Annotated in this window: 21 protein-coding genes and 3 tRNA genes; 15 read left to right on the top strand and 9 right to left on the bottom strand. The window is 65.8% G+C overall.

Annotated features, from left to right (window positions below; translation table 11 throughout):
* Positions 1 to 8: 8 nt before the first annotated feature.
* Positions 9 to 842: a DUF6517 family protein gene (locus ACNSN4_RS15585; RefSeq protein ID WP_496923296.1), complete on the top strand. Its 834-nt coding sequence runs from the start codon at positions 9 to 11 to the stop codon at positions 840 to 842.
* On the opposite strand, the gene ACNSN4_RS15580 is transcribed toward ACNSN4_RS15585, so the two are convergent.
* The 7 genes from ACNSN4_RS15580 to ACNSN4_RS15550 form a co-directional block, all read right to left on the bottom strand.
* Positions 839 to 976, bottom strand: a complete 138-nt coding sequence (locus tag ACNSN4_RS15580) for a DUF7563 family protein (RefSeq protein WP_418286755.1) — start codon at positions 974 to 976, stop codon at positions 839 to 841. The two genes, ACNSN4_RS15585 and ACNSN4_RS15580, sit on opposite strands and share 4 nt — an antisense overlap.
* Positions 977 to 1,053: 77 nt before the next feature.
* Positions 1,054 to 1,124, bottom strand: a tRNA-Pro gene (locus tag ACNSN4_RS15575).
* 46 nt (positions 1,125 to 1,170) lie between these two features.
* Entirely contained in the window at positions 1,171 to 2,409 is a 1,239-nt protein-coding gene (locus tag ACNSN4_RS15570; RefSeq protein WP_418286754.1) for a succinylglutamate desuccinylase/aspartoacylase family protein, read from the bottom strand.
* Between the two features lie 22 nt (positions 2,410 to 2,431).
* Positions 2,432 to 3,418: an RNA-guided pseudouridylation complex pseudouridine synthase subunit Cbf5 gene (locus tag ACNSN4_RS15565; protein WP_418286753.1), complete on the bottom strand. Its 987-nt coding sequence runs from the start codon at positions 3,416 to 3,418 to the stop codon at positions 2,432 to 2,434.
* 22 nt (positions 3,419 to 3,440) lie between these two features.
* Positions 3,441 to 4,019, bottom strand: a complete 579-nt coding sequence (gene cmk, locus ACNSN4_RS15560) for a (d)CMP kinase (RefSeq protein WP_418286752.1) — start codon at positions 4,017 to 4,019, stop codon at positions 3,441 to 3,443.
* Between the two features lie 105 nt (positions 4,020 to 4,124).
* The gene (locus ACNSN4_RS15555; RefSeq protein WP_418286751.1) at positions 4,125 to 4,502 is read right to left on the bottom strand and encodes a DUF7977 family protein; all 378 of its coding nucleotides are present in this window, start codon (positions 4,500 to 4,502) and stop codon (positions 4,125 to 4,127) included.
* Complete coding sequence (locus ACNSN4_RS15550) at positions 4,492 to 5,532, bottom strand: zinc-binding dehydrogenase (protein WP_418286750.1); 1,041 nt, start codon at positions 5,530 to 5,532, stop codon at positions 4,492 to 4,494. The genes ACNSN4_RS15555 and ACNSN4_RS15550 overlap by 11 nt, the downstream gene beginning before the upstream one ends.
* A 233-nt stretch (positions 5,533 to 5,765) precedes the next feature.
* Between ACNSN4_RS15550 and ACNSN4_RS15545 the strand changes: the two genes are divergently transcribed.
* The 13 genes from ACNSN4_RS15545 to rpsB all read left to right on the top strand — a co-directional run bounded on the left by ACNSN4_RS15545 (position 5,766) and on the right by rpsB (position 12,012).
* Positions 5,766 to 5,851 (top strand) — tRNA-Ser (locus tag ACNSN4_RS15545).
* 59 nt (positions 5,852 to 5,910) lie between these two features.
* Positions 5,911 to 6,438: a 30S ribosomal protein S13 gene (locus tag ACNSN4_RS15540; protein ID WP_418286749.1), complete on the top strand. Its 528-nt coding sequence runs from the start codon at positions 5,911 to 5,913 to the stop codon at positions 6,436 to 6,438.
* Positions 6,435 to 6,962 (top strand): 30S ribosomal protein S4, encoded by a 528-nt coding sequence (locus tag ACNSN4_RS15535; RefSeq protein WP_418286748.1) that lies wholly within the window; start codon positions 6,435 to 6,437, stop codon positions 6,960 to 6,962. The genes ACNSN4_RS15540 and ACNSN4_RS15535 overlap by 4 nt, the downstream gene beginning before the upstream one ends.
* A 6-nt stretch (positions 6,963 to 6,968) precedes the next feature.
* On the top strand, positions 6,969 to 7,358 hold the full coding sequence (locus ACNSN4_RS15530) for a 30S ribosomal protein S11 (RefSeq protein WP_004046448.1): 390 nt from the start codon (positions 6,969 to 6,971) through the stop codon (positions 7,356 to 7,358).
* 1 nt (position 7,359) lies between these two features.
* Positions 7,360 to 8,112: a DNA-directed RNA polymerase subunit D gene (locus ACNSN4_RS15525; RefSeq protein ID WP_418286747.1), complete on the top strand. Its 753-nt coding sequence runs from the start codon at positions 7,360 to 7,362 to the stop codon at positions 8,110 to 8,112.
* Between the two features lie 167 nt (positions 8,113 to 8,279).
* A tRNA-Leu gene (locus ACNSN4_RS15520) sits at positions 8,280 to 8,364 on the top strand.
* Between the two features lie 39 nt (positions 8,365 to 8,403).
* Entirely contained in the window at positions 8,404 to 8,757 is a 354-nt protein-coding gene (locus ACNSN4_RS15515) for a 50S ribosomal protein L18e (RefSeq protein WP_418286746.1), read from the top strand.
* The gene (locus tag ACNSN4_RS15510; protein WP_418286745.1) at positions 8,754 to 9,203 is read left to right on the top strand and encodes a 50S ribosomal protein L13; all 450 of its coding nucleotides are present in this window, start codon (positions 8,754 to 8,756) and stop codon (positions 9,201 to 9,203) included. The genes ACNSN4_RS15515 and ACNSN4_RS15510 overlap by 4 nt, the downstream gene beginning before the upstream one ends.
* The gene (locus ACNSN4_RS15505; RefSeq protein WP_418286744.1) at positions 9,197 to 9,595 is read left to right on the top strand and encodes a 30S ribosomal protein S9; all 399 of its coding nucleotides are present in this window, start codon (positions 9,197 to 9,199) and stop codon (positions 9,593 to 9,595) included. The genes ACNSN4_RS15510 and ACNSN4_RS15505 overlap by 7 nt, the downstream gene beginning before the upstream one ends.
* Positions 9,596 to 9,607: 12 nt before the next feature.
* Positions 9,608 to 9,802: a DNA-directed RNA polymerase subunit N gene (locus ACNSN4_RS15500; RefSeq protein WP_418286743.1), complete on the top strand. Its 195-nt coding sequence runs from the start codon at positions 9,608 to 9,610 to the stop codon at positions 9,800 to 9,802.
* A gap of 2 nt (positions 9,803 to 9,804) precedes the next feature.
* Positions 9,805 to 9,984: a DNA-directed RNA polymerase subunit K gene (locus tag ACNSN4_RS15495; protein ID WP_418286742.1), complete on the top strand. Its 180-nt coding sequence runs from the start codon at positions 9,805 to 9,807 to the stop codon at positions 9,982 to 9,984.
* Positions 9,984 to 11,186 (top strand): phosphopyruvate hydratase, encoded by a 1,203-nt coding sequence (gene eno, locus ACNSN4_RS15490; protein ID WP_418286741.1) that lies wholly within the window; start codon positions 9,984 to 9,986, stop codon positions 11,184 to 11,186. The genes ACNSN4_RS15495 and eno overlap by 1 nt, the downstream gene beginning before the upstream one ends.
* A 16-nt stretch (positions 11,187 to 11,202) precedes the next feature.
* The gene (rpsB, locus tag ACNSN4_RS15485; RefSeq protein ID WP_418286740.1) at positions 11,203 to 12,012 is read left to right on the top strand and encodes a 30S ribosomal protein S2; all 810 of its coding nucleotides are present in this window, start codon (positions 11,203 to 11,205) and stop codon (positions 12,010 to 12,012) included.
* A gap of 76 nt (positions 12,013 to 12,088) precedes the next feature.
* On the opposite strand, the gene ACNSN4_RS15480 is transcribed toward rpsB, so the two are convergent.
* Both ACNSN4_RS15480 and ACNSN4_RS15475 read right to left on the bottom strand, forming a co-directional pair.
* Positions 12,089 to 12,427 (bottom strand): DUF4870 domain-containing protein, encoded by a 339-nt coding sequence (locus ACNSN4_RS15480; RefSeq protein WP_418286739.1) that lies wholly within the window; start codon positions 12,425 to 12,427, stop codon positions 12,089 to 12,091.
* 64 nt (positions 12,428 to 12,491) lie between these two features.
* A complete protein-coding gene (locus tag ACNSN4_RS15475) occupies positions 12,492 to 13,082 on the bottom strand; it encodes a mechanosensitive ion channel domain-containing protein (RefSeq protein WP_418286738.1) in 591 nt (196 codons plus the stop codon).
* A 110-nt stretch (positions 13,083 to 13,192) separates the two neighbouring features.
* Here ACNSN4_RS15475 and mvk point away from each other — a divergent pair, with 110 nt between their 5' ends.
* Positions 13,193 to 14,209: a mevalonate kinase gene (mvk, locus tag ACNSN4_RS15470; protein ID WP_418286737.1), complete on the top strand. Its 1,017-nt coding sequence runs from the start codon at positions 13,193 to 13,195 to the stop codon at positions 14,207 to 14,209.
* Positions 14,210 to 14,214: the final 5 nt, after the last annotated feature.

Raw genomic sequence — 14,214 nt, 5'->3', positions numbered from 1 at the left:
GTCGATGAATTATCATAAAACGAAGAAAAATCCTCGCTGCGGCGGGATCGGGGCTACTGGCTGGAGTCGCAGGATGCAGTTCTGATGACGGTGGAGGCGGAGACCCGACATCCGCCAGCCCTCCAGGAGAGAGTTCAGAACTTCAACTTGCACCACCGAAAGCAGACTTATCGGACGGGTGGGAGCTGAAAACCCCCGATACAGAGCCTCACGTACTACTAGAGGATTCTAGTTTTGGACTTGATTACAAGGCAATCGGACACAACAGACGCTACGAAGATATGGCACTCCGTGAGCGGGTCCAAGAAGAATTATTCGGTCGATTCGATCGGCCTCTTGTCGTCGGCTTTGCCTCACACGTCGAGCTCGAAGTGCTTGGTGGAGGATTGACTGAGTCGGTCGTGATGCAGGCGACAGATAAGATACAAAATGAGGCTGAATCTGTGTTTCGGACGCAAATGGAGGAATTTGGACTTCAGAACATCTCGAAGGTAGATCCATATCAGGCCCAAGGGAACCGGTCGCCAAGCGAGTTCCAGAGGTTCACAGGTTCTTATCCGGTAGATTCTGTCGAAATTGACGGCGTGGATATCCCAAATATTGAGGAAGAGAGCTTCACACTAGAGTCTGGACAATTCAAAGTTGCTGGACTACTCGCTACTCATCAAAAAGGCGATGCAATTCTGGTTACTGGCGGAGTGTATCCGAATGACAATTACATTCGTTCAAAAGAATGGGAGATAACAAGCGGTGTTGATCTGGATTTGACAGTAAACTTGGGACTTAGGCCGAATATACATCGTTCTGACGTTGTGAATTTTGCTCAGAACGTCTACGTCTAGTAGGGCGCTTTCACAATTGTGTGGAGAGCGACGTCGTCGTTATCACCGTGGACTCGGCGGAACGTATCAGTAACGTGACGGTCGCAGAAGCGACATTGTCCAGCGCTGTCGGAACCGCCGAGTTGGCGGTTCATAGCGCACCCCCGAATCCGCTTTTCGGAGTGTAGAGGTGGCTAAGGCTGTTGTTTACAGCAACCAGCAAAAATCTTAGTGGGACCGCTGAGAGTCGAACTCAGGTCCTACGGACCCCATCCGCAGAGGATACCACTACCCCACGGTCCCTGTCTGCACCCGAAAAAATGAGAGTGCGGTAATTAAGGACTTCGCTTCACGCGTCGTCCTCGCGCGGGACCACGAGGTCGCCGTCGTCGCGCACGGCGAGACTCCCGATCGGGTCGCCCTCGTAGACGGCCAACCCCTCCGTACGTCCGAGGACGTAGCCCTCGCGGTCGGCGGTGACCTCCCCGCGCCGCTCGCCGGTCGCGCTCACCACGTCTGCCAGGGTGTCTCCCGGCTCGAACGCCTCGCCCGCGGCGACGCGGTGACGAACCAGCCCCGAGACGTCGGCCGTCGGCCCGCGGAACCGACGCAGGGGTCCGTCGACCGGTGCGGGGTCGAGGTGCTCGCTCGGCTCGCCGACCGCTGCGGGGACGTCACCGGGCGCGAGCAGCCCGAACTCGACGGCGACCGCGTAGATTCCGGCGACACCGGCCTCGACCAGTCGGTCGTCGACGACGCTGTGTGCGCCGAGCTCAGCGGTGACCGCCGGGATTCCGGCCTCGTTGAGCACCGCACCGGCGGCGGAGCGCTGGAGCGACTCCTCGACGTACTCCGCGGCCGGGTACTCGCGCAGCGCCGGGAAGCCGAAGGCGTCGACGAGCCGTCCGAGCTCCTCTGAGAGGGCGGTCGCCTCGCGCTCGCTCCGGCGCTCGCCGTACAGCACCCGATCCCGGATCGCGAACGGCTCGCTGCCGACGCCAGCGGTGTGGCAGTCGATCAGCGCGTCGGCGACGACGCCGGTTCCGGCCGGTTCGATCCGTGCGTCCGCACCGGCGTCCGACCCGGCCGAGAGGTCGACCGAATCGCCCGTGATCGCGGCGTAGAGCCGCGCGTCGATCCGCGCCTGCAGTTTCGGCGGGCGGGCGGAGTCGGCGTCCGCGTCCGGGAAGTGCCGGTTCGGGTCCTCCTCCGCGTAGTAGGTCTGCCGGGCGTTCCGGCGGAGCCCGGCCGGAGAGACGACCGGAACGGCGACGACCGTCCCCGCGAGGTCACCGCGCGCGACCGTCGCGAGTCGGTCCATCGCGTCCTGCACGACCGCGACGCCGGTGGCCTCGTCGCCGTGGACGCCGCCCGTGAGCCACAGCGTGGGTCCGGGGTCGGAGCCGTTGGCGATGAGTACGGGGAGTCGCTCCGGCGCGCCGGTGGGGAGATCGGCCACCGTGATCCAACCCCGCGCGAGCTCGCCCGGAGCGGCGCGAGCGTCTCCGAGTTCGACCGTCCGAGTCGTGTCGCCGTCGGTATCGCCACCGCTGTGCTCACCGTCGACGCTGTCGTCGCCATCGTCCATACACGACCCGCCGCCGGACCGATTATAAAAGAACGCGTTCCAGCGAGACGACGACGCCCGAGTCGGCGTCGGGGTCGGCGACCAGTCGCCCGAGACACACCGCTGCACCGTTGGGGGTGTAGCAGGCGACGAGCGGAGCGTCGTCGCCTTCATCTCTCTCCTCGTCGCCTTCATCTCCCTCCCGGTCTTCCGATACGCCCTCCACGCCGATGACACCGGGCGCGTACACGGGCGCGCCGGTGGCGACGTTGCGCGCGGCGGAGGGGGCGATCGTCACCGACGGGAGGTGCACCAGCGCGTCCTCGGCCGGGCGGACGACCTCGCGGAGGAACGCGTCGTCCCCCTCTTCGGCCCACGCGAGCGCGTCGACGAGGTCCTGGAGCGTGTGGAGGTCGCGGTCGTCGAACGGAATCGTCGCCGTTCGCCGAAGATGACCCATGTGTGCGCCGACCCCCGTCGCGAGTCCGATATCGTGACACAGCTTTCGGACGTACGTTCCCGATTCACAGCCGATCCGGAGCAGGGCCTGCCGCCCGTCGACTTCCAGCACGTCGAGGTCGCGGATGGTCCGCGTCCGGAGTCGGCGACTCACCGCGCTCTTTCGGGGGGGCTTCTGGTATATCTCGGCCTCGAACTCGGCGACGACGGTCTCGAAGTCGGCCGGGGCGCTGCCGTGGAGTTCGAGCACGGAGACGTACTCCTTGCCGCCTTCCAAGAACACCTGTGCGGCTCGCGTCGCGTCGCCGGTGAGCGTCGGGAGGCAGCCGGTGACCTTCGGATCCAGCGTGCCGGCGTGAGCGACGCCGTCGATCTGTTCCCCCTCCGGATCCAGCGCCGCCAGGGTCTCGTTGATCGCGTTGCGCCCCCACGCGGAGAGCTGGTGGGACGAGGGGCCCGCGGGCTTGTCCACGTTAACGACGCCGAACCGGAGTAGCTCCGGCACGGAGCGCTCGTCGGGCGGAGCTCTGAGGGGGTCGTCGGAGCCGGGATCGTCGGAGTGTCGTGTCATGCGAGGATAGTCGGTGTGACGGTCAGAAGTCGTAGCTCACGCCCTCGATCGGCGCTTTCCCCTCGTCGTTCGCGGGCTCGTACGCCTCCACGGTCGCGGCGAGTACGTCGAGAAACCGATCCGGACTCCAGCGGGCGGTGTTGTACGCGGCGTCGTAAATAGAGAGGTCGTCGATGTCGATGTCGTAGTACTCCAGATAGCGCTTCCGTTCCGAGGCCTCGCGTCGCTCGGTCTCCGCTTTGGCGCGCTCGACCGGTTTCGCCTCGCGCTCGGCGATACGCTCGGCACGGATCGACACCGGCGCGTCGAACCAGAATCGGAAGTCGGCGTGGTCGCCCGCGAGCCACCCGGCGAGCCGCGATTCGAGCACGAGATCGTCCCGGTTCGTGGCGATGTCGCGGAGGCGTCGGTCGAGCCTGCGGTCGAACGTCGGGTCCTCCTCCGCGAACTCGTTGAACTCGACCGGAGTCATGTCGCGCTCGGCGGCCATCTCGCGGAAGATGTCACCGCCGGAGACGTGATCGAGGTCGAGCCGGTCGGCGAGTCCCGCGGCGTTCGTGCTCTTCCCGCTTCCCGGCGGGCCGGAGACGGTGATCAACATATCGATAGTGCGCCGGTGCCGTTCAAAACGGTTGCCGTTCGACGGCGACGCGCGGCGTGAGAGACGCTGTCATCGGTCGGATCCCTGTGGGCAGCTCCAGCTCCGTCACTGATCGCGGACCGCCGCGGTCATCGACCAGACGGCGACGAGCCCGAGCAGGACTGCAGGGATGAGCGGGAGCGCGAGGTACGTCGCGAAAAACGTGAACCCGAACGCGCCAGCCGCGTACGGGTACGCGTAGATGATACCGGGGATAACGAGCACGCACGTGAACAGCACGCCGGTCAGCGCCCATCCTTTTCTGCCGAATCCGTCGGTCTCCAGTTCGGTACCGTCGCTCTCGCTCGGCCCGCGATCGGCACCGATGCTCTCGCCCTCGCTCCCGCTCTCGCTGGGCGCCCCGGCTTCGCGCTCGGGCGTGTGGACGTAGCCGCCGTCGGTGCTCCCGTCCGCGTCGCGGTCGGGGTCGTCGTCAGCGCTCACTGTCCGGTATTACCACCACTTTACCAAAGCCCTCACGGTTCTCGATGATCTCGTGGGCGCGGGCGGCCTCGCTCATCGGAAGCGTCTCACGCACGTGCGGCTCGAAGGTACCGTCCCACACTAATTCGAGGACGTCGTCGACTTCGCCGGGCGTCGCCATCGTCGAGCCGATCACGGACAGCTGGTTCCAGAAGATCCGGTTGAGCCCGGCGTCCGGGTTCGGGCCCGTCGTCGCGCCGCAGGTGACGACCCGACCGCCCTTCGCCAGCGACTTCAGCGAGTTCGGGTAGGTCGCCGCCCCGACGTGGTCGACGACGACGTCGACGCCCCGCCGCCCGGTCAGCTCCGCGATCTCGTCGGCGAAGTCGTTCGTCTCGTAGTCGATGACGTGGTCCGCGCCGCACGCCTCGGCGTGGGAGAGCTTCTCCTCGGTGGAGGCGGTCGCAAACACCTCACAGCCGGCGTGATCGGCGATCTGGACCGCGGCGTGGCCGACGCCGCCGGACGCGCCGAGCACGAGCACCTTCTCGCCCGCCTCGATGTCGGCGCGCGTCTGCAGCATCCGCCACGCGGTCTGGAAGACGAGCGAGGCGGAGCCCGCTACCTCCCAGTCGACGCCAGATGGGACGGGGACGAGGTTTTCGGCCGGGACCGCAGCCAGCTCCGAGTGGACGCCGCGGACGTGCTCGCCGATGATGTGGAACGAGGGACACAGCGTCTCCTCACCGTGACGGCAGAACTCGCACTCTCCGCAGGAGACGCCCGCGCTCACGGCGACGTGGTCCCCGGGCTCGAACCGCGTCACTCCCTCGCCGACCGTCTCAACGACACCCGCGGCGTCGCTGCCGGGGACGTGCGGCATTTCGAGGTCGATACCCGGGAGACCGCGACGCGTCCAGATGTCGAGGTGATTCAACGCGCCGGCCTTCACGTCGACCAGCACCTCGCCGCGGTCGGGCTCCGGGTCCGGGAACTCGTCGTACTCGATCACGTCGCGGTCGCCGTGCTCGGCGAACTGAACGGCTTGCATATGGGTGTCAATCCGCGGCATCCACTAAACAGTACGCCAAGCGGCGGTCGTCTCCGACCGACGTGGACTGCGGGCAGTTACCATCCTCACGGAACCGGCCGCAGGAGCCGTGTGAGTCAGACACAGCCCCCCGCGGCTTTCGTGATGTTTAAGTAGCGAAAGCGGGACCATACGGATGCACGAACTGCAGGGGCGCCGGGTCCCGAGTCCACGAGGGCGATGATACGACGCGAGTTGCGGTAGCCAAGCCTGGCCCAAGGCGCAGGGTTGCTAACTCTGTGGCGTCACTGCCTCCGGGGTTCGAATCCCCGCCGCAACGCTCGAACGGACACCGAGTACCGCCGGATTCGCGCCGGTAGGACTCACCACAACCAACATATGAGCACGGAAGAATCACAGGACGACTCGCCGGAAGAGGAGGAGGAAAACCTCCAGTACTTCGTCCGGATCGGGGGCGCTGACCTCGACGGGACGAAGACGGTCGAGCGAGGCCTGTCCGAACTCGACGGCATCGGCACGCGCACGGCGCGGCTGGTCGCCGAGAAGGCCAACGTGGAAAAGAACGCCACGTTCGGTCTCCTCGACGAGGATGAAATCGAAGCGGTGGTCGACATCGCGGAGAACCTCGAAGACCACGTCCCGTCGTGGATGACGAACCGACAGAACGACTTCTACTCCGGGGAGACGACGCACCTCGTTGGCACCGACGTCAGCGAGAAGCGCCGTCACGACATCAACCGGATGAAGGTCATCGAATCGTACAAAGGCGTTCGCCACAAGCGCGGCCAGAAGGTACGCGGCCAGCGCACGAAGTCCACGGGTCGGTCCGAGGGCACGATCGGCGTCAACGTCGAGGAGATCCGCGAGGAGATGGCGGAAGAAGCAGCAGAAGGTGACGACGAATGAGTACCGGAAAGAACACCAAGGGCTACGAGACCCCGAACCATCCGTACCAGGGCGAGCGCATCGCCGAGGAGTCCGATCTCCTCTCGCGGTACGGCCTGAAGAACAAAGAGGAGTTCTGGCGCGCGCAGTCCGAACTGCGAAGCATGCGCCGCGAGGCACGACGCCTCCTCGGCGACGCCCAGGGTGACGTCGACGTCGCCCAGGAAGCCGGTGCGGAGTTCGTTACGCGACTTCGCCGGATCGGCATCCTCGGCGACAACGACGACATCTCGGCGGTCCTCTCGCTGGACGTGACCGACCTGCTCGAGCGCCGTCTCCAGACGGTCGCCTACCGGCAGGGGTTCGCGTCCTCGACCCAGCAGGCCCGCCAGTTCATCGTTCACGGCCACATCACCGTCAACGGCGCGCGCGTCACGCGCCCCTCGGTGAAAGTCGACGTGGACGACGAGGGCGCTATCGCCTTCGACGAGACGAGCCCGCTCGCGGACGATCTCCACCCCGAGCGCGCGGAGTCACAGGAGTAACCAACCATGAGTGAATCCGAGGACGGAAAGTGGGGAATCGCCCACGTGTACGCATCGTTCAACAACACGCTCATCACGGTCACCGACGAGACGGGCGCCGAGACGATCGCCAAGTCGTCCGGCGGAACCGTGGTGAAACAGAACCGCGACGAGGCGTCGCCGTACGCCGCCATGCAGATGGCGGAGGTCGTCGCCGAACGCGTCAAAGACGCCGGCTTGGAGGGCGTGCACGTTCGCGTGCGCGGCCCCGGCGGCAACCTGAACAAGTCCACCGGTCCCGGTGCGCAGGCGACGATCCGAGCGCTCTCGCGCGCTGGCGTCGAAATCGGTCGGATCGAGGACGTTACGCCCATCCCGCACGACGGGACGAAGGCGCCAAAGAACAAGCGAGTCTGACATGACGGACGCAGATTTCGACGTCCAGTACGTCGAACGGGACGAACGAAGCGCGCGGGTGCTGATCCGCGGGCTCACGCCGGCGTTCGCGAACGGCATCCGCCGCGCGATGATCGCCGACGTCCCGACGTTCTCGATCGACACGGTCCAGTTCGTCGAGAACTCCTCCGTCATGTTCGACGAGATGATCGGCCTGCGGCTGGGGCTCATCCCCCTGACGACGCCGCTCGACGACTTCGAGGTCGGCGACGAGGTCACCCTCGCGCTCGACGTCGAAGGCCCGGCGACGGCGTACTCCGGCGACATCGAGAGCGCGGACCCGCTCGTCGAAGTCGCCGACGACAACGTGCCGATCATCGAGCTGAAGGAGGGGCAGCGTCTGGAGTTCGAGGCCACCGCGGTGCTCGACTCCGGGAAGGAGCACGCCAAACACCAGGGCGGCGTCTCCGTCGGCTACCGCCACCTGCAGCGCGTCACCGTCGAAGGGGATCTCGGCGAGTTCGACGACGACGAGCCGAGAATTCTCCGCGGAGTCATCGAGACGCCCGACGGAGACGTCGTACTCACCGACGAGTTCGGCAACGACCTCTCGAAGAAGTTCCCCGGAAAGGAAGTCAGCGTCGAGGATGTCCCCGGCGCGTTCGTCTTCCACATCGAGACGGACGGCTCGTTCAGCGTCGAGGAACTGCTGCTCCGCGCGATCGACTCCATCGAGGAGCGCGCGGACGAACTACAGACGAAAGTCGCAGTATAACGTAATGACGGACCTTCAGACCACCCGCACGGCGCTCGCCCCTGCCCGTAGTCGCGACGCCGCAGTCCGATCCGCCGCCGTGTTCCGATTCGACGGCGAACTGGGTCAGCCCGCCGAGGGCGGGACCGAAAGTGGTTTGAAGGGAGCCGGATTACGGAGGAGTGCACGCAGGGATAGCCAAGTCAGGCCAACGGCGCAGCGTTCAGGGCGCTGTCCTGTAGAGGTCCGCAGGTTCAAATCCTGCTCCCTGCACTCCGTTTTCACTAACTCTCCAATTCAGGAGGGACAGCTATGAGTAGCAAGACGAATCCGAAACTACAGAACCTCATCGCCGATCTGAAGTCGGTCTCGCGTGACTCCGGTGCCAACGTGTGGCAGGATATCGCCGACCGACTGGAGAAGCCACGGCGCACGCACGCTGAGGTCAACCTGGGCCGCATCGAACGGTACGCTCAGGAAGACGAGACGGTCGTCGTCCCCGGCAAGGTGCTGGGCAGCGGTGTGCTCGAAAAGAACGTCACCGTCGCCGCCGTCGACTTCTCGGGCACCGCCCGCACGAAGATCGACCAGGCCGGCGAAGCGGTGTCGCTTGAACAGTTCGTTGAACAAAACCCCGAAGGCAGCAACGTCCGGGTGCTCCAATGAGTCTCGCGAAGCTTGACGCCGACGTGGTCGTCGACGCTCGGGACTGCATCCTCGGTCGCGTCTCCTCGCAGGTCGCCCAGCGCGTCCTCGCCGGCGAGACGGTCGCCGTCGTTAACGCCGAGAACGCGGTCATCACCGGCAACGAAGAGGCGACGATGGAGACGTACCACAAGCGCGCGGAGCTCGGCTCCGACAGTGGTCCGTACTACCCCAAACGTCCGGACCGTATCTTCAAGCGCGCCATCCGCGGCATGCTACCGTACAAGACGGAGGACGGTCGCGAGGCGCTCTCGAACGTGCGCGTATACGTCGGGAACCCCTACGAGCGCGACGAGGACGTCGAGAGCGTCGTTCTCGACGACACCTCGCTCGATCGGCTGTCGAACATCAAATTCACGACGCTCGGAGAGATCTCCGAGTCTCTGGGAGCCAACGTCACATGGTAACTAACACCTCAGGCAAGAAGAAGACGGCCGTCGCCCGCGCCACCGTACGCGACGGCGCCGGTCTCGTTCGTATCAACTCTCAGCCAGTCGAACTGGTCGAGCCGGAACAGGCGCGACTCAAGATGCTGGAACCGTTCCGCATCGCCGGCGAGGAGCTCCGTGACGGCGTCGACATCGACATCACCGTCGAAGGCGGCGGCTTCAGCGGACAGGCCGACGCGGCACGGACCGCCATCGCGCGCGGTCTCGTCCAGCACCTCGGCGACGCCGAGCTGCGCGACGCGTACATGAACTTCGACCGCACGCTGCTGGTCAACGACGTGCGCCAGTCCGAACCCAAGAAGTGGGGCGGACCGGGTGCGCGCGCTCGCTACCAGAAGTCCTACCGCTGAGGTGATCCAGTCATGATGATCCCCGTCCGGTGTTTCACGTGCGGCAACGTCGTGGGTGAACACTGGGAAGAGTTCAAGGAGCGCGCCCGCGAGGGCGACGAGGACCCGGGCGACGTGCTCGATGACCTCGGTGTCGACCGGCACTGCTGTCGCCGGATGCTGATCAGCCACCGCGACCTCGTGGACGTGGTCTCACCGTACCAGTAACCATGTCAAAACAGCGCTACAATCGATACGAGAAAGCACGGATCCTCGGCGCACGAGCGCTGCAGGTGTCCTACGGGGCACCCGTGCTGATCGAGACGAATCAGACGGAGCCAATCCTCGTCGCCGCGGAGGAGTACGACGCGGGTGCGCTTCCGTTTACGGTCCGGAGGGAATCCAACTAATGACCCGCATCACGAGCGTTTCGCTGCGACGCGTGCTCGACTCCCGCGGAAACCCGACCGTCGAGGCCGACGTGCTCACCGAGTCCGGCGGCTTCGGCCGCGGAGCGGCACCCAGCGGGGCGTCCACCGGCGAGTACGAGGCGATCGAACTGCCTGCGAGCGAGTCCATCGCGAAGGCCCGCGAACACGCGGTTCCCCGCGTCGAAGGGCTGTACGCGGGCGACCAGCGCGCCGTCGACAACGCGCTCCGCGCGGCCGACGGGACGGACGACTTCTCCGCGATCGGCGCCAACAGCGCGGTCGCGATCTCGATGGCGGCCGCGAAGGCCGCCGCCGACGTGCTCGGAGCACCGCTGTACCAGCATTTGGGCGGCGCGTTCCGCGGTGACAACTTCCCGATTCCGCTCGGCAACGTCGTCGGCGGCGGGGAACACGCCAAGGAGGCGACGCACATCCAGGAGTTCCTCGCAGCGCCGGTCGGCGCGCCCAGCGTCTCGGAGGCCGTCTTCGCGAACGCCGCGGTCCACGCGGCGGTCGCCGACGTGCTCGACGAGCGCGGCGTCCCGGCGGCGAAAGGCGACGAGGGCGCGTGGGCGCCGCCGATCTCGGACGCGGAGGCGTTCGAAGTCGTCGAAGAAGCGGTCGAGATCGTCGAGGACGAGGTCGGCTTCGAGATCCGCTTCGGCCTCGATATGGCCGCTGCGGAGCTGTACGACGCCGACTCGGAGGCGTACGTCTACGGCGACGAGACGAAATCGACCGACGAACAGGTCGAGTACGTCGCCGAACTCGTCGACGAGTACGATCTGGCCTACGTCGAGGACCCCCTCGACGAGAACGACTACGAGGCGTTCGCGGAGCTGACCGACCGGGTCGGCGATCGGACGCTCATCTGCGGTGACGACCTGTTCGTCACCAACGTCGAGCGACTTCAGGAGGGGATCGACGTCGGCGCGGCCAACAGCATCCTGATCAAACCGAACCAGATCGGAACGCTGTCGGACGCGTTCGACGCGGTCGAACTCGCCGCCCGTAACGGATACGAGACGGTCATCTCGCACCGCTCGGGCGAGACCGAAGACACGACCATCGCACACCTCGCCGTGGCGACCGACGCCGGGTTCATCAAGACCGGAACGGTCGGCGGCGAGCGAACTGCTAAGCTGAACGAACTGATCCGAATCGCGGACGACGCGGTATGACGGGTCAACACCACGCATGAGTGAAGACAACAACGCGGTCGAACTCGACGACGACGCTGAGACCGAGGCGGTCGACGCGACGGTCGAGGAGGAGGCCGACACGACCGAGGAACCGACCGCCGACGCGGCTGACGTGGCCGCCGACGCCGAAAGCGAGGCGACCGCAGAAGCCGACGCGGGCGACGACGCCGCGGAGGACGAAGAGGAGGCCTCCCCGTTCGACGACGACGTCATGCCCGACGACGACGTCGACCTGCTGATCCCCGTCGAGGACTACCTCTCCGCGGGTGTCCACATCGGGACCCAGCAGAAGACGAAGGACATGGAGCGGTTCATCCACCGCGTCCGCGACGACGGGCTGTACGTGCTCGACGTGAGCACGACGGACCAGCGGATCCGCACCGCCGCGGACTTCCTCGCGAACTACAACCCGGAGCAGATCCTCGTCACGTCCTCGCGACAGTACGGTCGGTTCCCGGCCGAGAAGTTCGCGGACGCCATCGGCGCCCGCGCCCGCACGGGACGATTCATCCCCGGAACGCTGACGAACCCCGACTACGCCGGCTACATCGAGCCGGACGTCGTCGTGGTCACTGACCCGATCGGCGACGCGCAGGCCGTCAAGGAGGCCATCACCGTCGGTATCCCGGTCATCGCGATGTGCGACTCCAACAACCAGCTCTCGAACGTCGACCTCGTCATCCCGACGAACAACAAGGGTCGTCGCGCGCTGTCGGTCGTCTACTGGCTCCTCGCCAACGAGACGCTCGACCGCCGCGGCGCGGACACCGTGTTCGCCCTCGACGACTTCGAGGACGAACTGTAACGCGGTCGCTCGATTTCGAGTTTTACGTCCCGTTTTCGAGGGCACAAACGTCGACACCGACTACGACACGCGTCGTTTAGAGAATCTTCGGCGTGTACGGGTACTCGTACACCTGCCCGTCGTTCGCTTTGAGCGTGGCGATGAGAACCAGCACGAGGTCGATCAGCGCGATGATCGGGACCATGAGAAGTCCGATGAGTACGACGGTCAAGAGCCCTGAGACGACGAACGCGATGAAGACCATGATCTGAAAGTTCAGCGAGTTCTTCGCGTTCTGTTTGACGAGTTCGTCGTCGTCGTCGGCTAAGACGAGGAACAGTACCGGGCCGAGGAACGACGCGACGAGTGCCGACGCGTGCGCGAGCGCCGCGTACGTCGTGTTCCCGTCGATCTTCTCGGTAGTGTCAGATGACATGATCTACGATTCCTCTTGATGGTTATAAATATGAGTGGCTCAGATCGTTTGCGTTCCTGTGGAGTCAGCTCGTCTGAACAGTACCGGGATCCTGATCGGTGTCTGCGGTATTCGGATCCTCGGGCACGTCGTGGGTCCAGCGCGATTCGATCTCCCGGTTCGCGAGCACGACTCGGTCGCCGTCGTCGGTGTCGATCCGCGTCTTTCGGAGTTCGATCGCGGCGACGGTTCCGGTCACGCCCTTCGCGTCGATCCGATAGCCGACGTTGAAATCGGGGTCTCGGAGCAGGTAGACGCCAGCGACCGTGTCTTCGATCATCTCCGAGAGCGCGTAGGAGACACCGAGTGCGATGAACCCGACCGCGGTGCCGAGGCTCGCGGCGATGTCGCCCATACCGACGATCTTCAGGAACGTGAGCGCGACGGCGAACCACAGGAACACCGCGACGATCGTGACGATCAGGTTCCCCACAAGCTGGCGGTCATCGGCGTACACCCGCCTGACGGAGCCCCGCACGAACGCGAGGACGACTCGGACCGCCACGTACGAGAGTCCGAGAAAGACGAGCCCCGAAAGGATCCGAGGGATCGCGGCGGTCACGCTCTCCAGAAAGTCCAGGAGCGACCGAGCAAGCAGCGCTGGGAACCGTGTCATGACGACCGCAACGACCGCCGACAGTGAAAAGCTACGGGCGCGGGTGACCCGAGATCGGTATCGACGCGACAAGCGCAACGACTGTAAGCCCGCGGGGGGATATCCGTCGTATGACCGTCTGTGAAGCGCCGGGGAAGGTGTATCTCTTCGGCGAACACGCCGTCGTCTACGGTGAGCCCGCCGTGCCAGCGGCGATCGAGCGACGTGCGAGGGTGACAGCCGAGCCGCGGTCCGACGACCACGTTCGCGTCGAAGCGGAGGACCTCTCGCTCAACGGATTCACCGTCGAGTACTCCGGGGGAACCGGCGATCATCCGGACGTAGACGTGCCGACACCGCTCGTCGAGGCCGCGATGGGGTACGTCGACGCCGCGGTCCGGCAGGCGCGGTCGGCGGCCGACGCGCCGGACGCCGGGTTCGACATCACCGTCGAGAGCGACATCCCGCTCGGGGCCGGACTCGGTTCGTCGGCCGCCGTCGTCGTCGCGGGGATCGACGCGGCGACGCGAGCGCTGGGCGTCCAGCTCGACCGTCGTGAGCTGGCCGACCGCGCGTATCGAGCGGAGTTCGAGGTACAGGACGGCCAGGCCTCGCGGGCGGACACCTTCTGTTCGACCATGGGCGGTGCGGTCCGCGTCGAGGGCGACGACTGCGATCCGATCGAGGCGCCGAACCTCCCGTTCGTCGTCGGCTTCGACGGCGGCGCCGGCGACACCGGCGAGCTGGTGGCGGGCGTCGGCGAGCTACGCGAGGAGTACCGATTCGCGGCCGACACCGTCGAATCGATCGGCGATATCGTTCGGACCGGCGAGGAGCTGCTGGCCGATGCAGTTCCCGAGACGGACCCGCCGCGAGAGCTGCTCGCCGAACTCGGCGACCTGATGGATTTCAACCACGGGCTCCTGTCCGCGCTCGGCGTCTCCGCGCGTTCGCTCGACGCGATGGTCTGGGCCGCACGCGACGCGGGGGCCCACGGCGCGAAGCTCACCGGTGCGGGCGGCGGCGGCTGTATCGTCGCGCTGGACGCGAGCGACGCGACGGAGACGGCGCTGTCGTTCACGCAGGGCTGTGAGGAGTCGTTCCGCGCGGAGCTGGCGACCGAGGGCGTTCGGGTGGTGGAATCGTGACGGGT

The sequence above is a fragment of the Halorubrum marinum genome (assembly GCF_048381195.1).
GTDB lineage: Archaea > Halobacteriota > Halobacteria > Halobacteriales > Haloferacaceae > Halorubrum.
This window is presented reverse-complemented; position numbering and strand designations above follow the sequence as displayed.

Bases quoted from the DNA above. Each gene is read 5' to 3' on its own strand.
- eno (WP_418286741.1), top strand. From the start codon at position 9,984: ATGACCCGCATCACGAGCGTTTCGCTGCGACGCGTGCTCGACTCCCGC.
- ACNSN4_RS15525 (WP_418286747.1), top strand. From the start codon at position 7,360: ATGACGGACGCAGATTTCGACGTCCAGTACGTCGAACGGGACGAACGA.
- mvk (WP_418286737.1), top strand. From the start codon at position 13,193: ATGACCGTCTGTGAAGCGCCGGGGAAGGTGTATCTCTTCGGCGAACAC.
- ACNSN4_RS15475 (WP_418286738.1), bottom strand. From the start codon at position 13,082: ATGACACGGTTCCCAGCGCTGCTTGCTCGGTCGCTCCTGGACTTTCTG.
- ACNSN4_RS15495 (WP_418286742.1), top strand. From the start codon at position 9,805: ATGTCAAAACAGCGCTACAATCGATACGAGAAAGCACGGATCCTCGGC.
- ACNSN4_RS15580 (WP_418286755.1), bottom strand. From the start codon at position 976: ATGAACCGCCAACTCGGCGGTTCCGACAGCGCTGGACAATGTCGCTTC.
- ACNSN4_RS15530 (WP_004046448.1), top strand. From the start codon at position 6,969: ATGAGTGAATCCGAGGACGGAAAGTGGGGAATCGCCCACGTGTACGCA.
- ACNSN4_RS15565 (WP_418286753.1), bottom strand. From the start codon at position 3,418: ATGACACGACACTCCGACGATCCCGGCTCCGACGACCCCCTCAGAGCT.
- ACNSN4_RS15500 (WP_418286743.1), top strand. From the start codon at position 9,608: ATGATGATCCCCGTCCGGTGTTTCACGTGCGGCAACGTCGTGGGTGAA.
- ACNSN4_RS15510 (WP_418286745.1), top strand. From the start codon at position 8,754: ATGAGTCTCGCGAAGCTTGACGCCGACGTGGTCGTCGACGCTCGGGAC.
- ACNSN4_RS15550 (WP_418286750.1), bottom strand. From the start codon at position 5,532: ATGCAAGCCGTTCAGTTCGCCGAGCACGGCGACCGCGACGTGATCGAG.
- cmk (WP_418286752.1), bottom strand. From the start codon at position 4,019: ATGTTGATCACCGTCTCCGGCCCGCCGGGAAGCGGGAAGAGCACGAAC.
- ACNSN4_RS15480 (WP_418286739.1), bottom strand. From the start codon at position 12,427: ATGTCATCTGACACTACCGAGAAGATCGACGGGAACACGACGTACGCG.
- ACNSN4_RS15515 (WP_418286746.1), top strand. From the start codon at position 8,404: ATGAGTAGCAAGACGAATCCGAAACTACAGAACCTCATCGCCGATCTG.
- ACNSN4_RS15570 (WP_418286754.1), bottom strand. From the start codon at position 2,409: ATGGACGATGGCGACGACAGCGTCGACGGTGAGCACAGCGGTGGCGAT.
- ACNSN4_RS15540 (WP_418286749.1), top strand. From the start codon at position 5,911: ATGAGCACGGAAGAATCACAGGACGACTCGCCGGAAGAGGAGGAGGAA.
- rpsB (WP_418286740.1), top strand. From the start codon at position 11,203: ATGAGTGAAGACAACAACGCGGTCGAACTCGACGACGACGCTGAGACC.
- ACNSN4_RS15505 (WP_418286744.1), top strand. From the start codon at position 9,197: ATGGTAACTAACACCTCAGGCAAGAAGAAGACGGCCGTCGCCCGCGCC.
- ACNSN4_RS15535 (WP_418286748.1), top strand. From the start codon at position 6,435: ATGAGTACCGGAAAGAACACCAAGGGCTACGAGACCCCGAACCATCCG.